Genomic DNA, 21,978 nt, shown 5'->3' with positions numbered 1-21,978 from the left:
AACAGAACTTATCTATGCTTTCCGAAATTGGCTCTTTATTAAAGGATGTTTATATTGAATCTAAAGTAAAGTTTCAACAGGAGGAAATCAATATGTTTCGAAAAGTGGCCCTGGTAACAGGCGGTGCATCGGGTATTGGCAAAGGAATTGCTCTCCGTCTAGCCGAGGATGGTTATGAAGTGGTCATTGCAGATCGAAACTCAGCACTTATAGATGAAGTTGTTGATGAAATAACGGCGGCATCTGGAAGCGCATCCAAGGAAGTCATTGATGTGTCGGATGAACAAGCGATCAACAAGCTGTTTCAAAGTTGGTCCGAGCGATATGGAAGAATGGATGTCCTCGTAAATAATGCTGCAACGAACAAGCCCAAATCACTAGTGGATACGGAGCCGGTTGATTGGGATTTCGTGATGGATGTCAATCTTAAAAGTGTTTATTTGTTCAGCCGCAAAGCTTATCCCTTTCTGAAAGAAAGCCAAGGAGCTGTCGTGAATATCTCTTCAATTATGGGACAACAGCTTTTGTCCAGTGGGAATACGTCCTATGGAGTAAGCAAGGCGGGGGTCAACTATTTGACTCGCGTTTTAGCCAAGGAATGGTTGAAAGATCATATTCAAGTTAATGCGATTGTGCCAGCAGAGGTGGATACGCCATTGTTAAGGGCGGGGCTTAGTGAAGAAGGTAAATCTAAAATTGAACAGCGCATAAGCGAAGGTAAAGTCCAAACTACAGAACAAATAGCAGGTGTTGTTTCTCTGCTGCTTAGACCAGAAGCATCCATTATAACCGGCACCTGCCTTGTAGCAGATGGCGGAAGCCAACTTGTGTAAGGAGCGATAACGATGAAAATTACAGATGTAAGAGTGTATTTGTCCAAACATGCGAAGGATAGTCGGAAATTCGGTTGGAGAGATGGTCTTGCAGGACCTGATGTTTACGGGAATACCAGTAATGCTTTACTTCGAATTATGACAGATGAGGGGATTGAAGGATACGCTACGTATAGTAACGCAGATTATTTAGCTTCGATCGCCAAAAAGTATTTTAAAGATCTGTTAATTGGAGAGGATCCACTTCAGAAGGAGCTTATTTATCATAAAATATGGGAAATCGACCGATTGGACTATTTTCCATTACCATTCTTCGGACTTGTCGACGTTGCTCTGTGGGATATCGCATCCAAAAAAGCTCAGATCCCTCTGTATCAAATGATTGGCGGCTTCCGCGAGAAAGCAATGGCTTATGCAAGCACGGCCACGTACAAAACGATAGAAGAATTCATGGATGTTGCCGATCAATGTTTAGCAAGGGGCTACAAAGGCATTAAACTCCATGCATGGGGCGATGCTCGAAGAGATGCAGAACTTTGTCAGGCATTGCGAGCTAAAGTAGGCAAAGACATTTATCTCATGTATGACGGTTCAGCAGGCTTTGATTTTCATGACGCTTTCTACTTAGGTAAGGCGCTTGAAGAAGCAGATTATTATTGGTACGAAGAGCCCATGCGGGAATACAGTATTTACGCATATCGCAAGCTTGCAGACAAGTTGAAGGTGCCATTGTTAGTAGCAGAAACCTCACAGGGGAGCTTTTATAATTCAGCGGATTTCGTCCATTTCGGCAAAGGCGACATGGTTCGAATCAGCGCTGGTCTCAAAGGTGGTATTACTGGCGCAATGAAAATTGCACATATGGCAGAGTCCTTTAATCTTAGGGCTGAAGTTCATGGCGGCGGCGAACTGTGCATGCACTTGATAGCAGCATTCCGCAATACGTCCTTCTATGAAGCCCTTGTTTGGGATAATCCGATTAACGATAATCCGGAAGTGGATTCAGATGGATTTGTTCATGTTTCGAAGAAACCGGGAATATCCCATGATATTGACTTTGAGAAGATTGAGAGAGAAGCTTACGCATCGTTCTCTGTATTGGACTTTTAGGATATGAAAACAACCCAACTGTTAATGGCTATTCTGCATGAACATAAAATTGAGGAGTACGAAGGACTTCACAACCATATCCCGGATGAGATTGTAAAGCAGCTGCTCGAGGACGGTTATACGAATGTTGAGATTTATAGGAAAGGGACTACTTTAATTATCCGTATGGAAAATGATGAGGTAATAAGGGTTCCTAATCGGCGACCTAATATAGCTGTTGAAGAAGCCTGGTACAAAGTAACAAATGATTGTTTTTCGCAACCTTGGGAGCACTTATCCAAAATTTTTAATATGAATGATTTTATTTTACATCCAGAAATCCAAGAGAAATCCCAATAGATGAATAATGTTAATAAACCCCAAAATGGAATGAATTCAATCACCTGCTGGGGTTATTATTGTTTCATCAATCCATTTAAGGAGGTGATCTAATATGAAGCAGTTCGACGGATGAGAAGCCTAATTTTCCAGTGGCAAGATTGAATTCGCCTACATTTAGTTCGAGTTTAAATCCTTAAATTTGAAAGTGAGGTAGATTGATGAAAAAGTCACTCATTTATTTAGTTATGTTTTGTATGTTTCTTTCCACTTTCATGATGATCAGCTCCCCCGAGAAAGTATCCGCCGCTGTACAATCAACACTCTATGTTTCGCCTACAGGAAGTGATGCTAATCCGGGGTCACAGTCTCAACCATTTCAGACAGTAGCTCAAGCAAAAACCGCGGTACGCGCTATTAACAGCAATATGACAGGTGATATTGTTGTCATTCTAATGAATGGAACTTATAACTTAACGTCCACTTTAACGTTCACTTCATTGGATTCAGGAACGAATGGCTTTGATGTTATTTATAGAGCTGATACCGCTTCCACGCCAGTAATCAGTGGCGGCACTTCAATTACAGGATGGACGCTCGATGATGCAGCTAAAAACATTTATAAGGCAAATGTAGGTACTTCCCTCCAAACAAGACAATTGTATGTCGACGGAGTGAGAGCTGTCCGTGCAAGAGGAGATAATTTATCTGGTTTTACAAAAACAAGCACAGGATATACATTGCCTTCAACTGGAACCTATGCCAACATGGCAAACTGGGGAAATGTAATTGATATTGAAGTTGCCGCTAAAGGGTATCCATGGCAACAAAGTCGAATAGGGATTGCCTCCATCAGCGGATCGGCTGTAACTATGAAGCAACCAGGTTGGTCTTATGCTCCATCGAATACTGGTACTAATGGTTGGGTTGAAAACGCTTACGAATTATTGGATACCGCAGGGGAGTGGTATTTAAATCGTACTACAGGATATATGTACTATATCCCACGTACTGGTGAAAACATGTCGACATCCTCTTTTACTGCGGGTACACTTGAAACATTAATAAGTGGCGCTGGGACACTAGATGCTCCTGTACACAATATTCAATTCGATGGGATTACCTTCACATATAATACATGGTTGATGCCAAATACGAATGCCGGATACCCTGATAATCAGGGAGGAGTGATCATTATCGAATCAACCGACCCGGAACCGGAAAATCACAAAATGTTAACTCCGGCAGGAGTAGCGTTTAAAGCTGCAAAATCTATTACCGTTAAAAACTGTACCTTCACACACATGGGTAATGCCGGTTTAGGTTTCGATCGAGGCAGTCAGAACAATGTTATTGACCACAACACATTTACCGATCTTTCAGGCAGTGGTATCACGCTAGGTAATATCTTGGTTGACGATCACCACCCAACAGATACAAGAAATATCATAAGTGATAATAACATAACGAATAATACGATTTCGAATATCGGTGTGGAATATTTTGATACTGTGGGTATTTTTGGAGGCTACACAGTTGGAACCAAGATTCAGCACAACACCCTTTACAATTTACCGTATTCCGGCATCTCTTGGGGCTGGGGATGGGGGTATCATGACACGCTTGGAACACCCGTATCCCAAAATAACATCATTAGTCATAACCTCATTCATGATATCATGCAAACGATGAATGATGGTGGAGGTATTTACACACTTGGCAGTCAACAAGGTTCTAAGGTATACAACAATTACATCTATGCGATTAAAAATCTTTACGCATATCTATACCGTGATAACGGAACATCTGGATATTTTGATACAAACAACGTCCTAAGTTCGTTGAATTCAAGCAACGCTTCTTGGTGGTATTATACAAATACAGGTAGTGGCGGGTATTGGAACGCCAATAACAATAAATCATATTATAACTATTATTCATCTGGATTGACTCTTCACGGAACAGGCGGTACCAATGTTGTCGGCAACAATTATGCAGTAACCAATTATGCATGGGACGCTACGGCACAAGCGATTATTGCAAATGCGGGAGTTGATGGAGGGGATGGTCCGGCACCGAATTTCAATTTGCCTGCAGCACCGCCAGCATTGCCATCCATACCGCAATCCCAAATCACGGCAACAGCGACGAGTTATCATGCCGGCGCTGAGCCTAGTAAAGCGCTTGACGGAAGCGCAACAAGTATATGGCACTCGGAGTATAGCCCGATGGCAAACCTGCCTCAATCGATAACATTGAATTTAGGCGGCACCTACAATGTTGACAAACTTAGATATGTACCGCGGTCAGATGCTTCTTCGAATGGAAATATTACGACTTTCAATATTTATACAAGCACAGATGGTACGAGTTTTACCAAAGTGGTGAACGCAGGTACATGGGCAGACGATAGTACCGAGAAATCAGCTGCATTTACACCTACAAATGCTGCATATATTAAACTGGAAGCAACGGCAGGCCATGGTGGATTTGCATCAGCTTCAGAAATCAATGTAGAATTGACCCCAAGTACAGTACCGCAATCCCAAATCACTGCGACAGCAACTAGTAACTTTGCTGGTAGTGAACCAACCAAAGCAATTGATGGTAGTTCATCAACAATGTGGCATACAGCATTTAATGGTTCTACAGGGGTTCCTACTGTAAGCCTTCCTCAGTCCATAACGTTAAATTTAGGCGCAACGTATAACATCGCTCAACTGAGATACTTGCCTAGGCAGGATGCAAGCTTGAATGGTAACATTACCAGCTATAACATTTATACAAGTACAGATGGAACGAACTTTACCAAAGTGGTGAACGGAGGAACTTGGGCAGATGACGCAAATCCGAAAGCTATGACATTTACACCGATTAATGCCTCCTATGTCAAATTAGAAGCGTTAGCTGGTCATGGAGGATTTGCCTCGGCAGCCGAGATTAATATTGATAAGCTTGGAAGTCCTGTATCGTTTACGCCGCCTGCAAGCACTAATCTTAAGCTATGGCTTAGAGCGGATTCAGGGGTGTTAGCGGATGCGAATGGAAAAGTGAGCTCTTGGTCGGATCAGTCTGGCGTTGCTAACAATGCCGTGCAAGCCACTTCAGGAAATCAGCCGACATTGGTAAGCAATGTAATTAATGGGAATCCAGTTATTCGATTCGATGGCGCAAACGACTACTTGCTATCATCCGGTGTAACGGGTTCAATGAATACGTCAACGGTGATTTTTGTGTTAAAACCTCAAGTGGTTTCCAATTACAACCAAAGTATAGGCGCGGCTGGCGGATGGGGACAATTCCAATTCCACACGACATCGACGGGTCAGGTATATGTCGGAACGAGTGCGAGCTCGAGAATTACCCCGACAGACGGTCCTGGCGCAAATACGTTGGTTGCCAATACATGGTCAAAATTTGCCTATGTATTGAACAACGGCTCCGCCAAATTGTTTAAAAACGGTGTCCAACTTGCTTCTAAAACATTAAGTAATCCCGCATCGTGGACAGGATTTACGCTAGGAACTAACAGCAGCAATACGATTAACGGCGATATCGCGGAGGTGTTTGTTTACAACTCGGCTTTATCAGATTCGGACCGCCAAAGTATTGAAACTTATTTGCAAACGAAGTATGGGCTTTAATGACAGGAAAGGTTCGCATTACCGAAATCTAATATGAAGTTAATCGTGCCGAGCTGATCTCTTTCATGCTCGGCATTATCAATTTCAGACACAAACAAGCAACTGACAGACATTGTTGTTCATCGCCATGCAAAGTATGATGATTGTAATAAGAAACACGATCATAACTAGAGAGAGAAGTGAATCAAATGTCTAATTCATTGTTCATTTGCTATCCAAAAGGCGCATCCAGACAAGAGAAGTTCGCCGCAAAGGAAATACGCCGTTATTTATACGTTCGTACTTCCGTCCTTTTGCCGATGGTTGCTGAGGATTCTATGCCGGAAGAAGCAAGCGGATTCATCGTCGGTTACTCGGACAGAAGGTTGATCACAGACACAATTTCACCTCCGCAGCTGCAGTTAGATTCGGTCTATGAACAAAGCTATCAACTGAAAACGGTTTCTTCTTCAGCTGGAAAGCGAGTTGTCATCTCAGGAGGACGTAAAGGCGGATTGCTCTATGCTGCATACCGTATGGCAGAGCATTGGGGCATTCGGTTCGCCCTACATGGCGACATTATTCCTGACCAGCAAATTCCGCTGGTACTGCCGGACATCGAGGAAGCGGGATCGCCTTTATTTGAACTACGAGGTATTCTTCCTTTTCATGATTTCCCGGAAGGTCCGGATTGGTGGAGCCAAGATGATTATAAGAGCGTCTTGTCTCAGCTTCCTAAGCTGCGTATGAATTTCATTGGCTTGCACACCTATCCAGAAAGACCACGTACGAATCTTTATGCAAGCGCTGAGCCTGCAACCTGGATTGGACTTCCAGAGGACGTGAAGGACAACGGAGATGTGAGCTATAGTTATCCATCCAGACATTTCTCGACCATTAATGGTGCTTGGGGTTATGCATCGAAGCAAACAGGGAGCTATTCGGACGGCGGAGATCAGTTGTTCGAAAGGGACGATTACGGAGCCGATTATATGCAAGGTATGGCGCCATGGCCAGATACGATGGAAGCCAGCAATGAGCTTTTCAATCGTTTCGGCCGATTGCTTAATAATGTGTTTTCATATGCGCAGGAGTTAGGCATTTCCACATGTCTTGGGACGGAAGGCCCCCTAACTATACCGGCGGAGGTCAAATCTCATCTGATTCGGAAGGGGATGGATCTTGAGGACGAGAGAACGATAGGGCGTCTGTATGAAGGGATTTTCACAAGAATTAAACAAACGCATCAGCTCGATTACTTTTGGTTATGGACACCTGAGCTGTGGACATGGGGAGGCAATACGGAAGAGCAAACGCAAGCGACTTTGCGCGATATTCAAACAGCCATTCATGCTGCCGAAAAGGTAGAGACTTCGATTCAAGTGGCCACTAGCGGCTGGGTGCTAGGTCCTCAATCGGATCGGACAATGTTTGACCGCCATTTGCCCAAGTCAGTGCCATTCAGCTGCATTAACCGAAATCTCGGCAACGAATTTGTAGAGCCTGGGTTTCAAGCCATTGGGCAGCGTCCAACTTGGGCGATTCCATGGGTTGAAGATGATCCCGCTATGATTCTACCGCAACTATGGGCGGGACGTATGCGCCGGGATGCGGCTGATGCTGCATCATATGGATGCTCAGGTTTAATGGGAATTCATTGGAGGACGAAAGTGATAGATCCAACTCTTGCGGCACTCGCAGCTGCAGGCTGGGAGCAGGCGGGGTGGAATGCGAACGAAAATAAACCCGAAGACGCAGGCTCGTATTCAACAGAAGGATATTGGGGCAGCCATGTAAGGACTGTCGAGGGTTTAACAAGCCTGCACCATGAGCAATATAGAACTATCAGAGTCGGTATGAAAGGATACCGTTTGGAGGTGCCGAATGGCACCTATAGGTTGACGATAACATTTATAGAATGGGAAGTCACTGAGCCCGGCAAGCGCGTGTTCGACGTTCTCACAAACGGAAGTATTGATAAAAGGATTTACCAACTCGATATTCTCAGAGATAGCCAAGGAGAAAATCAACCATTGGAGCGTTCGATCCAAGAGTTGAAAGTGTCTGATGGCTTCATTGATATTACCTTCAATTGCCATAGTGGTGAAACTTGCCTGTGTACGATAGAGGTGGAAGGGCAAACGGACGATATCAATCAGTTTAAGGGTGGGGCTTATTCACGCCTGATTAACTGCGGAGGACCTGCAATTGACGGCTATGAGGCTGATCTTTCGGAGCTTAAGATTCGCGAACGCGATTTACCAATTACCGATTTTTATTTGGATTGGGCTACGGCGCAGTTTGGAGCGGATATAGCTGCTGATATAGCCGAGGTATTTACCGAGCTTGACGGCAAGCTTCCTCGTCCAGCAACTTGGGTGTCCGGTCCTGGCAGCACTATTGTTGTTAATCGTGCGCCATGGGCAGAAGTAGCTTTGCAATACGGATTTGTGAACCGACTAGAGACCTTGCGGGCGAGGATTCGTGGAGCGGGACATTTGGAACGCTTCGATTATTGGTTGGATCAATTCCGTTTTCTGCGCAGCTCTGCTCAGATTGGTTGCACGCTGGGCCTATACGAAGAGGCGGTGGAAGAGCTGCAAGTCCAAGCTTCAGAGGAACAGAAACGGCTTGTTGCCAGAGAAAAACTGCTGCCGATTCGCAAACAGCTTGTAGAGCAATATTCGGAGCTAAACAGCTACCTGTTGGCAACTGTTTCAACGCCAGGAGAGTTGGGCACCTTCGCCAATGTTCAACAGCAGACGATGGAGCTCCAACTGCATAAACCGGGGATGGCTTTGGAGGCATGGCTAGGTGAGCCGCTGCCGAAAGAGGCTTTGCCTGGTACAAGTTATACTGGTAAACCGCGTATGATTGTTCCGACCGTCCGTACGAGTCTGGAGATAGGGGAGCCTTTAGATCTAAAGGTGCTTATGCTCGGTCACAAGCCAGATCAACTTACGCTATACTGGAAACCATTCGGTGAACGGGATTATCGCAAAGTAGAAGGAGGTCATGTAAACCGCAATGTCTATCAAGTGTTACTGTCTCTGGAATCGGACGAGGATTTTGAGTACTACATAGAAGCGGTCCTTCCTGGCAATGAGAAGCTGCGGTTTCCTGCTGGTGCGCCATATATCAATCAAACCGTTGTCATAAACGGATGAGCTCCAATTCATATGGTTGATAGCAAAACAAAAGCCCTGCCCATCAGATGCGTTCTGAGGACAGGGTTTTCGTCATGCTTATTTAATTATTTTGAAGCTTTCCAAGCATCAACTTGCTTTTGCATTTCAGCAATAATCTTATCGGAACCGGCTGTTTTCAGTTTAGCCAAAAATTCATTGTACTTATCTTCCGAAGCAATTCCAAGTTCAATAGATCTGGAGTATTCGTCATAAACAGCACTCGACTTTGCGATCTCGGATTTTACTGGCTCTGCATCGAAGGTGAAACCTAGCAATCTAGAAGGTGTCGCCGTTTCGTTCAGTTTCTTCGTCTCTTCCCAAACTGTTTTTGGCATTCCTTTTTCAACATTAGCAAGGAAGTTGGTAGCAAACATCCACGGAACTTGCGGGTTGTACGCTTTTTGATTGTCGCCAGGAATCATGAACCCATCTGCGTCGATTTTGAAATGGTTATCCTTGATACCAAAGTTTAACAGATTGTAAAGGTCTTTATCCGTATTCAGAAGCTCGAGCAGCATCATGGCTCTTTCAGGATTTTTCGAGTTTCTGTTGATACCTTGCATCGTAGCTGTAATACCGCTTGTTGTAAGATGTGCTGTTCCAGCAGGAGCATCCACCATAGGATACCCGGCTTGAGCCGTTTCACCGATATCGCCGCCTGGTTTGAAAGAGCCGCCGAGATTCACTGCCCATTTACCAGCCTTCGCATCTGTCCATTCATCCTTTTTCTGAGAAATGCGGTCTTTGGAATTCAATAAACCTTTGGCGTTCCAATCTCTCATTGTAGCTGCAAATTTCTTAGCTTGCGGAGTTTCGAACTGGTTAATGACCTTAAGTGATGCATCGGAGTATTCGACTGCGCCCGGAACGTTAAAGCCAGAAATAGAATCAAGATTAAACAAATCACTGCCAGCTTGATCAAAAGATGTAATAAACGCTTTCTCTGGATCGTCCTTATGAACGCTCGTTACAAACGGCTCCAACAGGTTTAAGGTGTCCATATTAATTTTACCGCTTACAGAACGGAGATCGAACTTGTATTTGTCTACCAAATGTTTAGGGAACATCAAGGCAGGGGTTCTGGCAGAGATTTGATGGTTGACAAATCCATAAATTTTACCCTTCATTCTCGCAGCGTCCCACATCACTTTTGGTACGGCAGCATAGGTTTTAGGAGCATATGTTACAAGCAAATCATCAAGGGGAAGAAAGGCACCTTTTGCAACATTTTGGCTGAAGTTGGCAATCCAGCTTGCCGTAAAGGCAATGTCATACGGTTCGCCTGAGGCAATGACAACTTGCATCTTCTGATCGTAGTCACCAAAAGCAAAAGGTTTGAAATCTACGGTTGCGTTGATTTTCGCTTTCAATACCTTGTTCACTTCTGCGAATACGTTATCCTGCTCAGGCTGCGGGAAGTTCCCAGGGAAGTACCAAGTCAGTTTGACTTCTGGGAGAGCTTCCGGTGTTACAGCGGCTTTGGCAGAACCAGTCGGTTTGGCTACCGGGCTTGTTGTATTTTGCGTCGTTTTACTGCCGCATGCGGAAAGCATCATGCTGACTGCGAGAAGCATACTACCTGCTATGAGAACTGGCTTTACTAGTTTTACAGTATTGAACATGTACAAAATCCTCCCTGGTTTGTAAACATTATAGTCAGTTCGGAGTCAAAATGCGAGTTCTTAATTGAGTAGTAAGTTCTTAAATTAGGCAAACTCCCCAATTAAGAATGGTTGAAAGCATGACAAAAACCCTGCCCAACAGATGTGTTCTGTGGACAGGGTTTTTGTCAGGTTATCTCATTATTTTGAAGTTTTCCATGCATCGATTTGTGTTTGCATTTCAGCAATAATCTTATCGGAACCGGCTGTTTTCATTTTAGCCAAAAACTCGTTGTACTTATCTTCGGAAGCAGTACCAAGTTCAATGGATCTGGAGTATTCGTCATAAACAGCGCTCGTTTTCGCGATCTCGGATTTTACCGGCTCTGCATTAAAGTTAAAGCCTAGTAATTTAGAAGGTGTTGCCGTTTCGTTCAATTTCTTCGTGTCGTCCCAAACCGTTTTAGGCATACCTTTTTCAACATTAGCAAGGAAGTTGGAAGCAAACATCCATGCAACTTGTGGATTGTACGCTTTTTGATTGTCGCCAGGAATCATGAATCCATCTGCATCGATTTTGAAATGGTTATCTTTCATACCAAAGTTCAACAGATTGTAAAGATCTTTATCCGTATTCAGAAGCTCAAGCACCATCATAGCTCTTTCAGGATTCTTCGAGTTTTTGTTGATACCTTGCATTGTTGCGGTAATACCGCCTGTTGTAAGTGCTGCTGTTCCGGCAGGAGCATCGACCATCGGATAACCGGCTTGAGCTGTTTCACCGATATCACCGCCTGGTTTGTAAGCGCCGCCGATATTCATTGCCCATTTACCAGCTTTCGCATCTGTCCAATCATCCGTCTTCTGAGAAATACGGTCTTTGGAATTCAATAATCCTTTGGCGTTCCAATCTCTCATTGTAGCTGCGAATTTCTTAGCTTGTGGAGTTTCATACTGGTTAACGACTTTCAGTGATCCATCAGAAATATCAACCCCACCCGGAACATTAAAGCCAGAAATGTAATCAAGATTAAACAAATCGCCAAATGAACTGAAGGAAGTGATGAATGCTTTCTTTGGATCGTCTTTATGCACGCTCGTTACATAAGGCTCAAGTAGGTTTAGATTGTCTGCATTCACTTTGCCGCTTACAGATTTGAGATCTAGCTTGTACTTCTCAGTCAGATCTTTCGGGAACATTAATGCTGGTGTTCTAGCAGAGATTTGTTGGTTTACAAACCCATAAATTTTGCCCTTTACTTTCGTAGCGTCCCACATTGATTTTGGCACAGAAGCAAATGATTTCGGAGCATATTTAGCAAGTAAATCATCAAGCGGTAGTAAGCCGCCTTTTGCTACACCTTGGCTGTAGTTGTTAATCCAGCTTGCCGTAAAGGCAATATCATACGGTTCGCCTGAGGCAACGACGACTTGCATCTTCTGATCATACTCACCAAATGCGAACGGTTTGAAATCTACGGTTGCATTAATTTTTGCTTTCAATACTTTGTTCACTTCGGCAAATACTTTATCCTGCTCAGGCTGCGGGAAGTTACCAGGGAAGTACCAAGTTAGTTTTACTTCTTGAAGAGCCGCTGGTGTCTCAGCAACTTTGGCAGTTTCTGCCGCTTTGACCGCCGGACTTGTTGTTGCTGTTTCTTGCGCCCCGTTGCTTCCGCAAGCGGAAAGCATCATGCTGACTGCGAGAAGCATACTGCCTGCTACGAGACCTGTTTTCACTAGCTTTAAATTTTTGTACATATTCAAAATCCTCCCTTTTGGTTGTAAACATTATATTCTTAAATGGATTTTATCCATGTTAAGTTACCCTTTAACTGCACCTACTGTAAGGCCTCTGACGAAGTATTTTTGGAAAAACGGAAACACGATTAACATCGGACCAGCGGCAAGTATGGCCATAGCCATACGGGCGGATTCCGAGGGGAGGTCGGCATTTTTCAAACTAGGCGGCATCATATTGCTTGCGCTCGTCAGATATTGAATATTATTCATCATTCTGTAAAGCATATATTGGAGGGGGACGAGGCTTTCTTTCTCGACATACAGCAAGCTTAGCCACCAATCGTTCCAATAATGTAAAAGCATGAATAGCGCAACTGTTGCAAGCCCCGGCTTAGCTAACGGGAGAATGATTTGAAAAAAGATTCTGAATTCGCTTGCTCCGTCAATCATGCAGGATTCAATGATGCTGAGCGGGATCTTTTGCATAAAGGATCTCAAAATCAAGATAAACCAAGGAATAGCCAAATATGGCAGAATTAGCGCAAAGATCGTGTTTTTCAAATGTAAGTAATTTGTAATTAAGATATAGGTCGGAACGAGTCCGCCGTTAAACAACATAGTGAAAAAGACATAAAAGCTTAGAGAGTTTTTAAATTTAAAGTCTTCACGAGACAGCGCATAGGCAATGCCTGCCATGACTGTCACCGAAACGAATGTGCCGAAGAAGCTAACAAACAGAGAGACCTTGAACGCGTTTATTAGCTGAATAGGCTGATACAATATGTAAGCATAGGCCGTAGTATCAAATATTTTTGGGAATAATTTATATCCATTCTTTACAATGTCAACTTCGTTGCTGAATGAAATGGAGATAATGGATAGGAGCGGAATGATACATGTGAGACTAAACAGGATAAATAGTAGGTTGATCATGACCTGAGGCCACGTTTTTCTTGCCAGCATGTGCTCACCTCTTTGTAGTTCTAGAATAATTTGTTCTCTTCGTCTACTTTCCTCACAATAAAATTACTAATCAAAACGACGATGAATCCCATTGTAGATTGAAATAGTCCGACAGCTGACGACATACCAATATCACCAGAAACTTTCAACATACGGTACACATACGTATCAATAACTTGCGTTACTGGGTACAACTGGCCGATCTCTCTTGGCACGAAGAAGAACAAACCGAAATCGGAATAAAAAATTTTTCCTATGGATAATAAAGTCATAATAGTAATTAGCGGCATGAGCAACGGAATTGTAATCGTTCGAACCATTTGAAACTTAGATGCGCCGTCTATAGAAGCAGCTTCGTAGTATTCTTGTGAAATACCCAAGATGCCCGCATAGAAGATGATGCTCACATAGCCTAGACCTTTCCATATATTAATTAAGGTTAATAGAATGGGCCAGATCCAAGTCTCTGTGTAAAAATCAAACGACATTATACCTAAATGTTCCATATAAGAAGTGAAAATTCCATGTGGGCCCAGAAAAGAATAAGCCATATAGGCAACGATGATCCATGAAAAGAAATACGGAAAGAAAAATATGGTTTGATACGCTTTCAGAAGTCTTCTGCTTACGATTTCATTGAGAAGGATGGCAAACAACACGGAGAGAAACGTGCCGACTGCGATAAAGATGGTGTTGTAGGCCAACGTATTTCTAACTACGATCCACGCATCGCTTGATGTGAAGAAAAATTTGAAATTATCGAAACCGACCCACGGGCTGTGAAAGATGCCATCTGTATAGTTGATGTTTTTGAAAGCAATGAATATCCCGCCCATTGGGATGTAAGAAAAAACAAAAATAATGAGGATGGCTGGAAACGCTAGCAAAAGTAGTTGAACATTCTTTTTAGTGTTCTGAGATTTAAGTATGGTTTTTATCAATGTGCTCCCTGCTCCTTTAACCAGATTTTTTCGAAATGCTTGTTGACTGATCTCTGGCTTCATCGTAGCCCGTACCTCTTCCATAAAACAATTTCTGAAATCACGGATAAGTTCAGTTCAGAGTCAAAATTTGAGTTCTGAATTTAGTAGTAAGTTCTTAAATTCAGCAAAGTGCCTCTATTGCTTTGCAAAGGGTTCATTAAGTACCGTTTTTGTGATAATCTTTTGTCAGAAGGAGTTGTCGAATATTGTTTAAAAAATTCAGCATGAAAAACCCATTTCAACTGTTTCTTACGATACTGCTGCCATTTCTTCTAAGTACAGTATTGCTTCTTTTCATACAATCTTCGTTTTTAACCCAGAACTTTGAAAGCTTTGCACTTCAAATGGTTTATAATCAACAAAAAAACGACTTGCAGAATACAAGTCGGAATGTAAGCGTAATGGCACAATCAGCCAGGTCTGTTGCGACGACAGCTTTTTTTGATGATACGATTAAGGATTTGCTTTATACGGATGTAAATACCGGAGACTACATTAAATATAAGGATAAGTTAGCATCCTATAAAAACATTTATCCTTTTTTACAATCCATCTATATTTATAATGGAAGTCATATTCATGCGTTGCCAAGCCAGAAATTTGTATATGACCGTTCAACCTTTGAGGACATGGGAATTTTCCCGATTTTGGACGACATTCAGCATAACCGATCTCATAGTATTGTGCTTAGACAAATACCTAATATGATGTACGGAATTTCATCAAACGCAGAAAAAGATGTGTATGTGTATTCCTATCTTTTTTTTGATTCGCAAATTCAGAGCGGTAAAGTTAGCGAAGCCATTATTCTTAATATCTCGGAAGAGTCGATCAGACAAACCATTAGCTCGTCCGATCATAAGAATGACAATCGTATCTTTATTATTGATCGTGATGGAAGGCTGATGTCTGGCGATGGCAAGCATCCTTTGCTGAGTGCATTAAATGAAAACGACTATATCCAAAAGATTCAATCGTCTAAGGAATCCAGCGGAAACCTGCGAATGAATGTAGATGGTGTGGACTCATTCATCACATATTCAGTCACAGATGCCTTCGGCTGGAAAGTAATTAGTATTACTCCCTATCAAAGCATCGTCCAAGATGTGGAACGTATGAAGCAAAAAACCTATCTACTTGTTATTTGTTTTATAGTTGGAAGTATCTTATTATCGTTTTATTTATCGCGAAGACTGTATAAGCCTATGAACGTCGTCATTCAGAACTACATCGAGTTGGAATCTGAAAAGAGAAATGAACTATACAATCGAAAACAAAATTTCCTGCGAAGCATGGTGCTTTCTAATGAAATGATACCTGTTGAAGTTCTCAAGAAACGCTTCAACACCTATCGTATTGAGCTTGAGCCGACCGATTCGTTTTTGCTTCTACTAGTGAAAATTGATCATTTTGCGGATTTTTGTTCGGCGTTCAGCTTGAAGGATCGAGGCTTGTTAAAATTCGGCATGATCAACATTATTTCTGAGTTGTTGTCTAACGCATATAAACATGAATCTATTGAAATCGAAGAGGATCAGATCTTAATTTGGATGAACTACAATGGTTTGGAATTTCCGTCCAAGGATGACCTTCTAGTTTCGCATGTAAAAGATATTCAAGAAAATATACAAATTTTTTTGAATGTATCGATTTCGATTACCTTCAGCGAACCATTTCAAATGTTGAATACCATCAACTTTCATTACTTGAAAACACTTGATTTATCCAATTACAGATTAATTATTGGGCATAAAGCTTTAATTTCGTATGATCATATAGATATTCAGATAGATGAGTTTAAATATCCGCAAGACCAAGATAAGGAACTAACAGATGCATTAATTCAGGGCCAATTTGCTGAAGCCAAACAGGTGTTGTCCAGTGTTATTCATTCCGCTTCAAGGTATAGTTTTACTGTGCTAAATTCAGTGCTCATTCGGCTATTATTGTCGATTCGTTATGCGATTGAAATCGTTGAAGCTAATCATGCGATTAAGGTGAATTTCAATTTCAATACCTATTTGGCAGCTCTTCAAAAGATGGAAACGTTAGAACGGATTCAGTCCGACTTTCATGAGTTGTTTGACCAGTTAGAATCAGAGCTGGAAGCTAAAAAAGACAACAAATACATCAAGCTGATTGAGGACGTGAATCAGATCGTTCATGTGGAGTTCGCAAATCCAGCTTTATCATTGGATGAAATAGCTGAAAAGGTTAATTTATCCTCTCCATATCTAGGGAAATTATACAAGAAGCATTGTCTCATTTCTGTCACAGATTATATCAATCATGTTCGGCTTAGTTATGCATGTAAACTAATCGCAGAGTCAGAGGAAACGATTAACGATATTATGGAAAAATCAGGGTATATCAGCCGAAGTCATTTTTTTACTTTATTTAAAAAAGCATATGGCGTTACGCCTAATCAGTATCGAAGTAATGCAAACGTGCGTAATTGAGAAGAAGAACATGCGGAGTAACCGCATGTTCTTTTCTTATTTTGGTAATTAAAGAACGAATGATTAAAAAGAGAACTGCTTAATTCACTTGAAATAGAACCTTTTAATGATATAAGAAGTTCATTTTTGGGGCCTAAACGCTTACAGTCAGGAGACAGGAGGTGAAAAAGAAGAGGCTCAATAATTTTGACAGATTAAACTAGAATTTGAACATTGAGAATCTACTAGCTCTGTAATAACCTTGAAATCTAGGAGGAAATCAACATTAAGATGTGTAGTTAAGAGAGATACGAAGAATGTAAGCGTTTCCGCTAATGCCAAGATCGTTATGCTTTCGTGCCAACATGTAAATCTTCTCGCGCCAAAGCGGCGCTGATCGTGACTCACATATCATATTACCTTTAATGTTCAAAGTTAACACTGGGGAGGGAATGTTCATAAAATGAGAAGAACAATGTCGGCATTTCTTGCGTTCTGTATGCTTTTTTCTATTTTTACGTTTACAGCTTCTGTATCGGCAACAGTAAGCTCTAATGTCCAATTAAACTACACAGATCTCGAAATCAACCTTAGTAATACGTATGAAACACCATTATATGCAACTGTCGGTTCTTACACCGAGCCAAGCGCAAATGGAAAAGTAACTTGGTCAAGCAGTAATCCAGCAGTGGCTACAGTTGACTCATCCGGCAGAGTAAAGCCGGTCAGTGCGGGTTCAACGGTAATTACTGCTACACACGTAAGTTTTCCGAGTGAACCTGTAACATGTAACGTTACGGTTTATTCAACTACCAGCAATACATTTTTTTATGTGTCGCCAAATGGTTCAGATGTAGCTGCAGGTACAGAATCAGCACCATTTAAGACAATTCAAAAAGCAAGAGACACGATTAGAGCACTTCCTGTAATTCCAAATGGAGGAATTACAGTTATTTTAGAAGATGGCAAATACTTCGCGCCGGAAACGATTACGTTCACGCCTGAAGACAGCGGAACCCGGGATAATCCGATTATTTACAAAGCGCGAAATGCCGGGAAAGCTATTGTCACAGGTGAAGTGTCGATTACAGGATGGAGCAAAGCTGCGGATTCTGGCGAGATGTCCTCTCTTGCCCAGGGCAAAGTATATGTTGCCGACGTGGGAACGGGATGGAGATTTCATGACCTCTACGTAAACGGCGAGCGTCAGCAGGTATCCAGATCCTATAACTCGAGTGAATGGCGTTCTTGGCCTCTTTTCAAAGGCAGGGCTCCTATTTCTTATGATCCTGTCAAAGGGACGAAAGTCGTATTCGGAAATGGTGAACTGGACGGGCTGAATGGAAAGCAAGATGTAGAGGTTGCGCTGCTGCCAGTGATTTATTGGAACAGTATCCCTGTTCTCAAATCTATAGATCCGGCAACGAAAACCGGTTATTTACAATCCAAAGTGCCTTCCAACTTCTGGACAGATCATTTTGAATATGGCTACTATAATATTCTGAACACGCTGAAATATTTGGATCAGCCGGGCGAGTGGAGCGTCGACAGCCAGGCAGGCAAGGTCTATTACTGGCCTAAAGATGCGAACTCCATAGATACAGATCAGATCGTTGCGCCGAAACCCTATGAGCTATTGAAGCTTCAGGGGGACAAAGTGGAACAAAATTTCGCCAATCTTGTCCAATACCTCACCTTCGACGGGATCAGCTTCGAATATACGGACAGACTTCCTGAGAACGAATTTCCTGATGACTGGATTATTCGAAATGCCGAAAATCCGGATGCGGCCATATACCTGGATGGGACGAAAAACATTAAAATCATCAACTCAAGCGTTAAGCATTCCGGATCCTACGGCATTACGGTTAATCACTACGGGCAACTTAACGAGATCATTCACAATCAACTGAGCGATCTTGGCAGCGGCGGCGTTCAGTTCATGGGTTACGGCGTAGGAACAACGGATGTCAACAAGAACAATACAGTGATGTTTAACTCCGTTTTCAAAATGGGCGTCGGCCCTTATCAGCATTCTCCAGCTATTAGCGTGTTCGGCAGCGGTAAAAACACCTTAGCCTACAATTATATTGCAGGCGCTCCTTATGCGGCGATTTCAATTGTAGGTACAGACGAGAACTCCGTCAGCGCAACCAACCCGAACAAACGCGCGGCATACGATCTGTTCGGAGAAACGAAAAATCAATACGGCATTCGATTTAATGAGTTAGATCAACTTCCGGCTTCTGAGAAAGACGGCGTGAACGGCGAATATTTTTCTATTGCCAGGCTTGCTCAAAAATATCAGCACTCTGAGCGTAACGTAGCGGAGTACAACATTCTGGAAGACTATTCTCAGTCGATGGATGATGGCGGCGCTTTGTATTCCTGGTACAGCGGACTTGGAAACGTATATGCCTATAATATTTTGAAGGAACAGCTGCAGGGGGCAAGACAGTGGGTGTTTTGGTTGTATATGGACGATCGCGCGATCGGATATACGCTAGAAAATAACCTTACAAGCGGTAATTTTAACGCAACGATCGATAAATCTTTTGCGCCATACTCGAATCGAAGAATCAATAACGTCTATGCAGCTTATCCAGCCGTACCAGCAGGTTACGATGCGCAACGTCAAAAAATAATGAACGACGTTCAGAGAATGGTCGGCGGGTATGCCCTCCCTGGGTCGGAAACGCCGACAATTATTCAACCTGTCGATGGGGACACCAAAGCTCCGATGCCTACGACCATCCATTGGAATACGGTTCACAACGCGTCGGCGTATAAGCTCGAAATTGCGACGGATGCCAATTTCATAAATATTGTTAAAACGATGGATACAGCATCATCAATTGCTACCATTAACGATCTTAATTTTAATACGAAGTATTATAGCCGAGTCACAACTCGTGAGTATTTGGCTCCTGCGCAAACGAGTAGCGTCACAACCTTTACAACCGATGTCCAGCAACCGCCGACGGTTGTTCCGCAAGGGTTCACCGTCGTCAATAGTTTCGGTGCCGTTCTCACGAAGTGGACTCCGATAGCAAATACGGCGGTCAATGTATACCGTAAGGGCGAGAATGACCCTAGTTATGTAAAAATAGCTGGAAATATCGCAGGAGACGGCTATTTAGACAGCAATGTCGTAGAGAAAAAATCGTATGCCTATAAAATTGCTGCCGTCAACACAAACGGAGAGGGTCCTCTAAGCGATCCGATCACCTATTCCACGTTAGCGCAGGAGATCATGTTTAGTGATACGTTCGACACTTCGATTAGCGATCTCTGGACAGATCTTAACGGAATTCCTGCAAAGAATACGCCGGCCAATGCAGTGGTTACGAACGGACAGTGGATTCCGGCGGGCAGTTGGAAGGAATATTATGTGGGGGTGGGTAACTCCCAATGGAAAGATTATGCAGTTGAAGCAGACATTACCTTCAGTGGGCTTCAGGCAGGGGCGGAAGCCTATTCCGGATTTGGTCTAGTTACTAGAGCGAATAAAAGCGGAACGAAGTCCCAATTCTACCAGTTTATCGTTCGTACGAATGATACAAAGTACGAATTTGTTAAAAATAATGCTGGTAATTGGACGACATTTATTTCCGTAAACAATGCTAGCAAACCTGCTGCCAACACGTTGTTTAAAATGAGATTCGAGAATGAAGGGAACATTGTCCGCATCTACTTGAATGGCGTGCTGATTCGTGAGACGACGGACAGTTCGTTTGCAAGCGGCGGGATCGGGTTTGGATACGGCAAAGATAACATTAAGATCGATAATGTTCGTGTTCTCAAACTTAAGGATTACGCCGTAACACTTAATCAATCGCCGAACGGATCGATTTCTTCGACGGCGACAGTAGGAAAAGTGACAGCAGGTCAAAACGTAGAGTTTACGTTTGCGCCTGCCAATGGCTACAAGGTCAAGAAGGCGTTCGTCAATGGAAATGAAGTCGGGTTGGCCAATGGCAAGTACTTGGCGGCCAATGTGCAGGTCGATCTAAACGTAACGGCGGAATTCGAAGCTGCTAATGATCTTGTGAGCATAACAACACCATTGGCCATTACCGATGTAGCCAACGGAACGGCGAAGACGGCAGCGGCCCTTGCATTGCCATCCTCGGTCAATTTGGTAACCACTAATGGAAGCATAAACGCCGCCGTGGCATGGGATTTAGACGCTGCAAGCTATGATCCGGCGCAGAAAGCTTCGCAAACTTTCACTGTCAATGGAACAGTAGCTTTGCCGGCGGGAGTGGCAAATCCCAACAGTGTACCATTGACAACTAGCATCAATGTAACTGTCACTGCCGGACAAGGAGTTCAATTAACCGGTCCGGCATCCGTACTAAGCGGACAGCCGATCAGCTTGACGTACAGCTTGGTGAACGTCACTGCGAGTGTTTACGCACAGGATCTGACGATTAGCTTTGATCCGGGACAATTGCGATTTGTGTCTGCGGAGTCGATCGTGAACGGATTTTCAGTTGTGGGTGAATCAGACTCTAACGGGATTGTAAGACTGATTGCAGCAGCGTCAGGTCCGAATGGCGCCGTTACGGGAACAATGGACGTTCTGAAACTGAACTTCCAGGCCCAGCAGATGAACCAATCAGTAAACAGTGCCGTTAACGTGACTCGAGCTGTCGTTGCTGACGTACATGGCGTTGAAACGCCATTAAGTAGCTTTTCTGACTATAGCGTTCAGGTTACTACTGTTCAAGTTGTGGACAAAACAGCCCTGAATGTGGAGATTGCAGCTGCACAGACGATGGTCGATACAGCTAAGATCAGCTCGACCCGATGGGGATATTATCCGCAGAGTGCAGTCGATGCGTTAAAAGCGGCGCTCAGCAGCGCGCGTACAGTTGCCAATGATGTGAATGCCACTCAGGCACAAGCGAATCAGGCTGTTATTGATTTGGACACAGCGCTGGCTACATTTGCGGGAGCCGTAAATACGACGGCAAACGTAGGCGACCTGGCCGTATTGGCAGGTAATTACGGTGCAACCAGCATCCGTTCCGATTGGACTTCGCTTCAAATGTATGACCTTAATAATGACAACAAGTTAGATATCATCGACCTGGCAGCTATGGCCAGAAAAATTCTCGGACAGTAATTTCTTATATAAGATAATGCGAGGAAGTCATTCCTTCCTCGCAGTTC

At 43.2% G+C, this 21,978-nt stretch carries 11 protein-coding genes; 7 read left to right on the top strand and 4 right to left on the bottom strand.

All coding sequences use genetic code 11. The features are described 5' to 3' along the window. Positions 1-92: 92 nt before the first annotated feature. The 5 genes from AC1DVJ_RS02220 (at position 93) to AC1DVJ_RS02200 (ending at position 9,051) form a co-directional block, all read left to right on the top strand. Positions 93-833 carry an SDR family NAD(P)-dependent oxidoreductase gene (locus AC1DVJ_RS02220; protein ID WP_477588011.1) on the top strand — a complete coding sequence of 247 codons (741 nt, stop codon included), beginning with the start codon at positions 93-95 and terminating at the stop codon, positions 831-833. A gap of 12 nt (positions 834-845) precedes the next feature. Beyond that, positions 846-1,943 (top strand): enolase C-terminal domain-like protein, encoded by a 1,098-nt coding sequence (locus tag AC1DVJ_RS02215; protein WP_477588009.1) that lies wholly within the window; start codon positions 846-848, stop codon positions 1,941-1,943. 3 nt (positions 1,944-1,946) lie between these two features. Continuing rightward, on the top strand, positions 1,947-2,282 hold the full coding sequence (locus AC1DVJ_RS02210; RefSeq protein WP_477588007.1) for an L-rhamnose mutarotase: 336 nt from the start codon (positions 1,947-1,949) through the stop codon (positions 2,280-2,282). Positions 2,283-2,482: 200 nt separating this feature from the next. Beyond that, entirely contained in the window at positions 2,483-5,905 is a 3,423-nt protein-coding gene (locus tag AC1DVJ_RS02205) for a discoidin domain-containing protein (RefSeq protein ID WP_477588005.1), read from the top strand. Positions 5,906-6,093: 188 nt separating this feature from the next. Further along, positions 6,094-9,051: a malectin domain-containing carbohydrate-binding protein gene (locus AC1DVJ_RS02200; RefSeq protein ID WP_477588004.1), complete on the top strand. Its 2,958-nt coding sequence runs from the start codon at positions 6,094-6,096 to the stop codon at positions 9,049-9,051. Between the two features lie 86 nt (positions 9,052-9,137). On the opposite strand, the gene AC1DVJ_RS02195 is transcribed toward AC1DVJ_RS02200, so the two are convergent. The 4 genes from AC1DVJ_RS02195 to AC1DVJ_RS02180 form a co-directional block, all read right to left on the bottom strand. After that, positions 9,138-10,694: an ABC transporter substrate-binding protein gene (locus AC1DVJ_RS02195; RefSeq protein WP_477588003.1), complete on the bottom strand. Its 1,557-nt coding sequence runs from the start codon at positions 10,692-10,694 to the stop codon at positions 9,138-9,140. Between the two features lie 180 nt (positions 10,695-10,874). Further along, positions 10,875-12,434: an ABC transporter substrate-binding protein gene (locus tag AC1DVJ_RS02190; protein ID WP_477588000.1), complete on the bottom strand. Its 1,560-nt coding sequence runs from the start codon at positions 12,432-12,434 to the stop codon at positions 10,875-10,877. Between the two features lie 63 nt (positions 12,435-12,497). Further along, positions 12,498-13,379: a carbohydrate ABC transporter permease gene (locus tag AC1DVJ_RS02185; RefSeq protein WP_477587996.1), complete on the bottom strand. Its 882-nt coding sequence runs from the start codon at positions 13,377-13,379 to the stop codon at positions 12,498-12,500. Positions 13,380-13,399: 20 nt separating this feature from the next. Then, positions 13,400-14,383, bottom strand: coding sequence for an ABC transporter permease (locus AC1DVJ_RS02180; RefSeq protein ID WP_477587994.1), 984 nt, complete (start codon positions 14,381-14,383; stop codon positions 13,400-13,402). 185 nt (positions 14,384-14,568) lie between these two features. On the opposite strand from AC1DVJ_RS02180, the gene AC1DVJ_RS02175 reads away from it, so the two are divergent. Continuing rightward, on the top strand, positions 14,569-16,821 hold the full coding sequence (locus AC1DVJ_RS02175; protein WP_477587992.1) for an AraC family transcriptional regulator: 2,253 nt from the start codon (positions 14,569-14,571) through the stop codon (positions 16,819-16,821). Between the two features lie 454 nt (positions 16,822-17,275). After that, positions 17,276-21,931: an Ig-like domain-containing protein gene (locus tag AC1DVJ_RS02170; protein ID WP_477587990.1), complete on the top strand. Its 4,656-nt coding sequence runs from the start codon at positions 17,276-17,278 to the stop codon at positions 21,929-21,931. Positions 21,932-21,978: the final 47 nt, after the last annotated feature.

The organism is Paenibacillus sp. P4_A9 (assembly GCF_056402415.1).
Note: the sequence above shows the minus strand (reverse complement) of the source record. Positions and strands in the feature narration are given on the sequence as shown.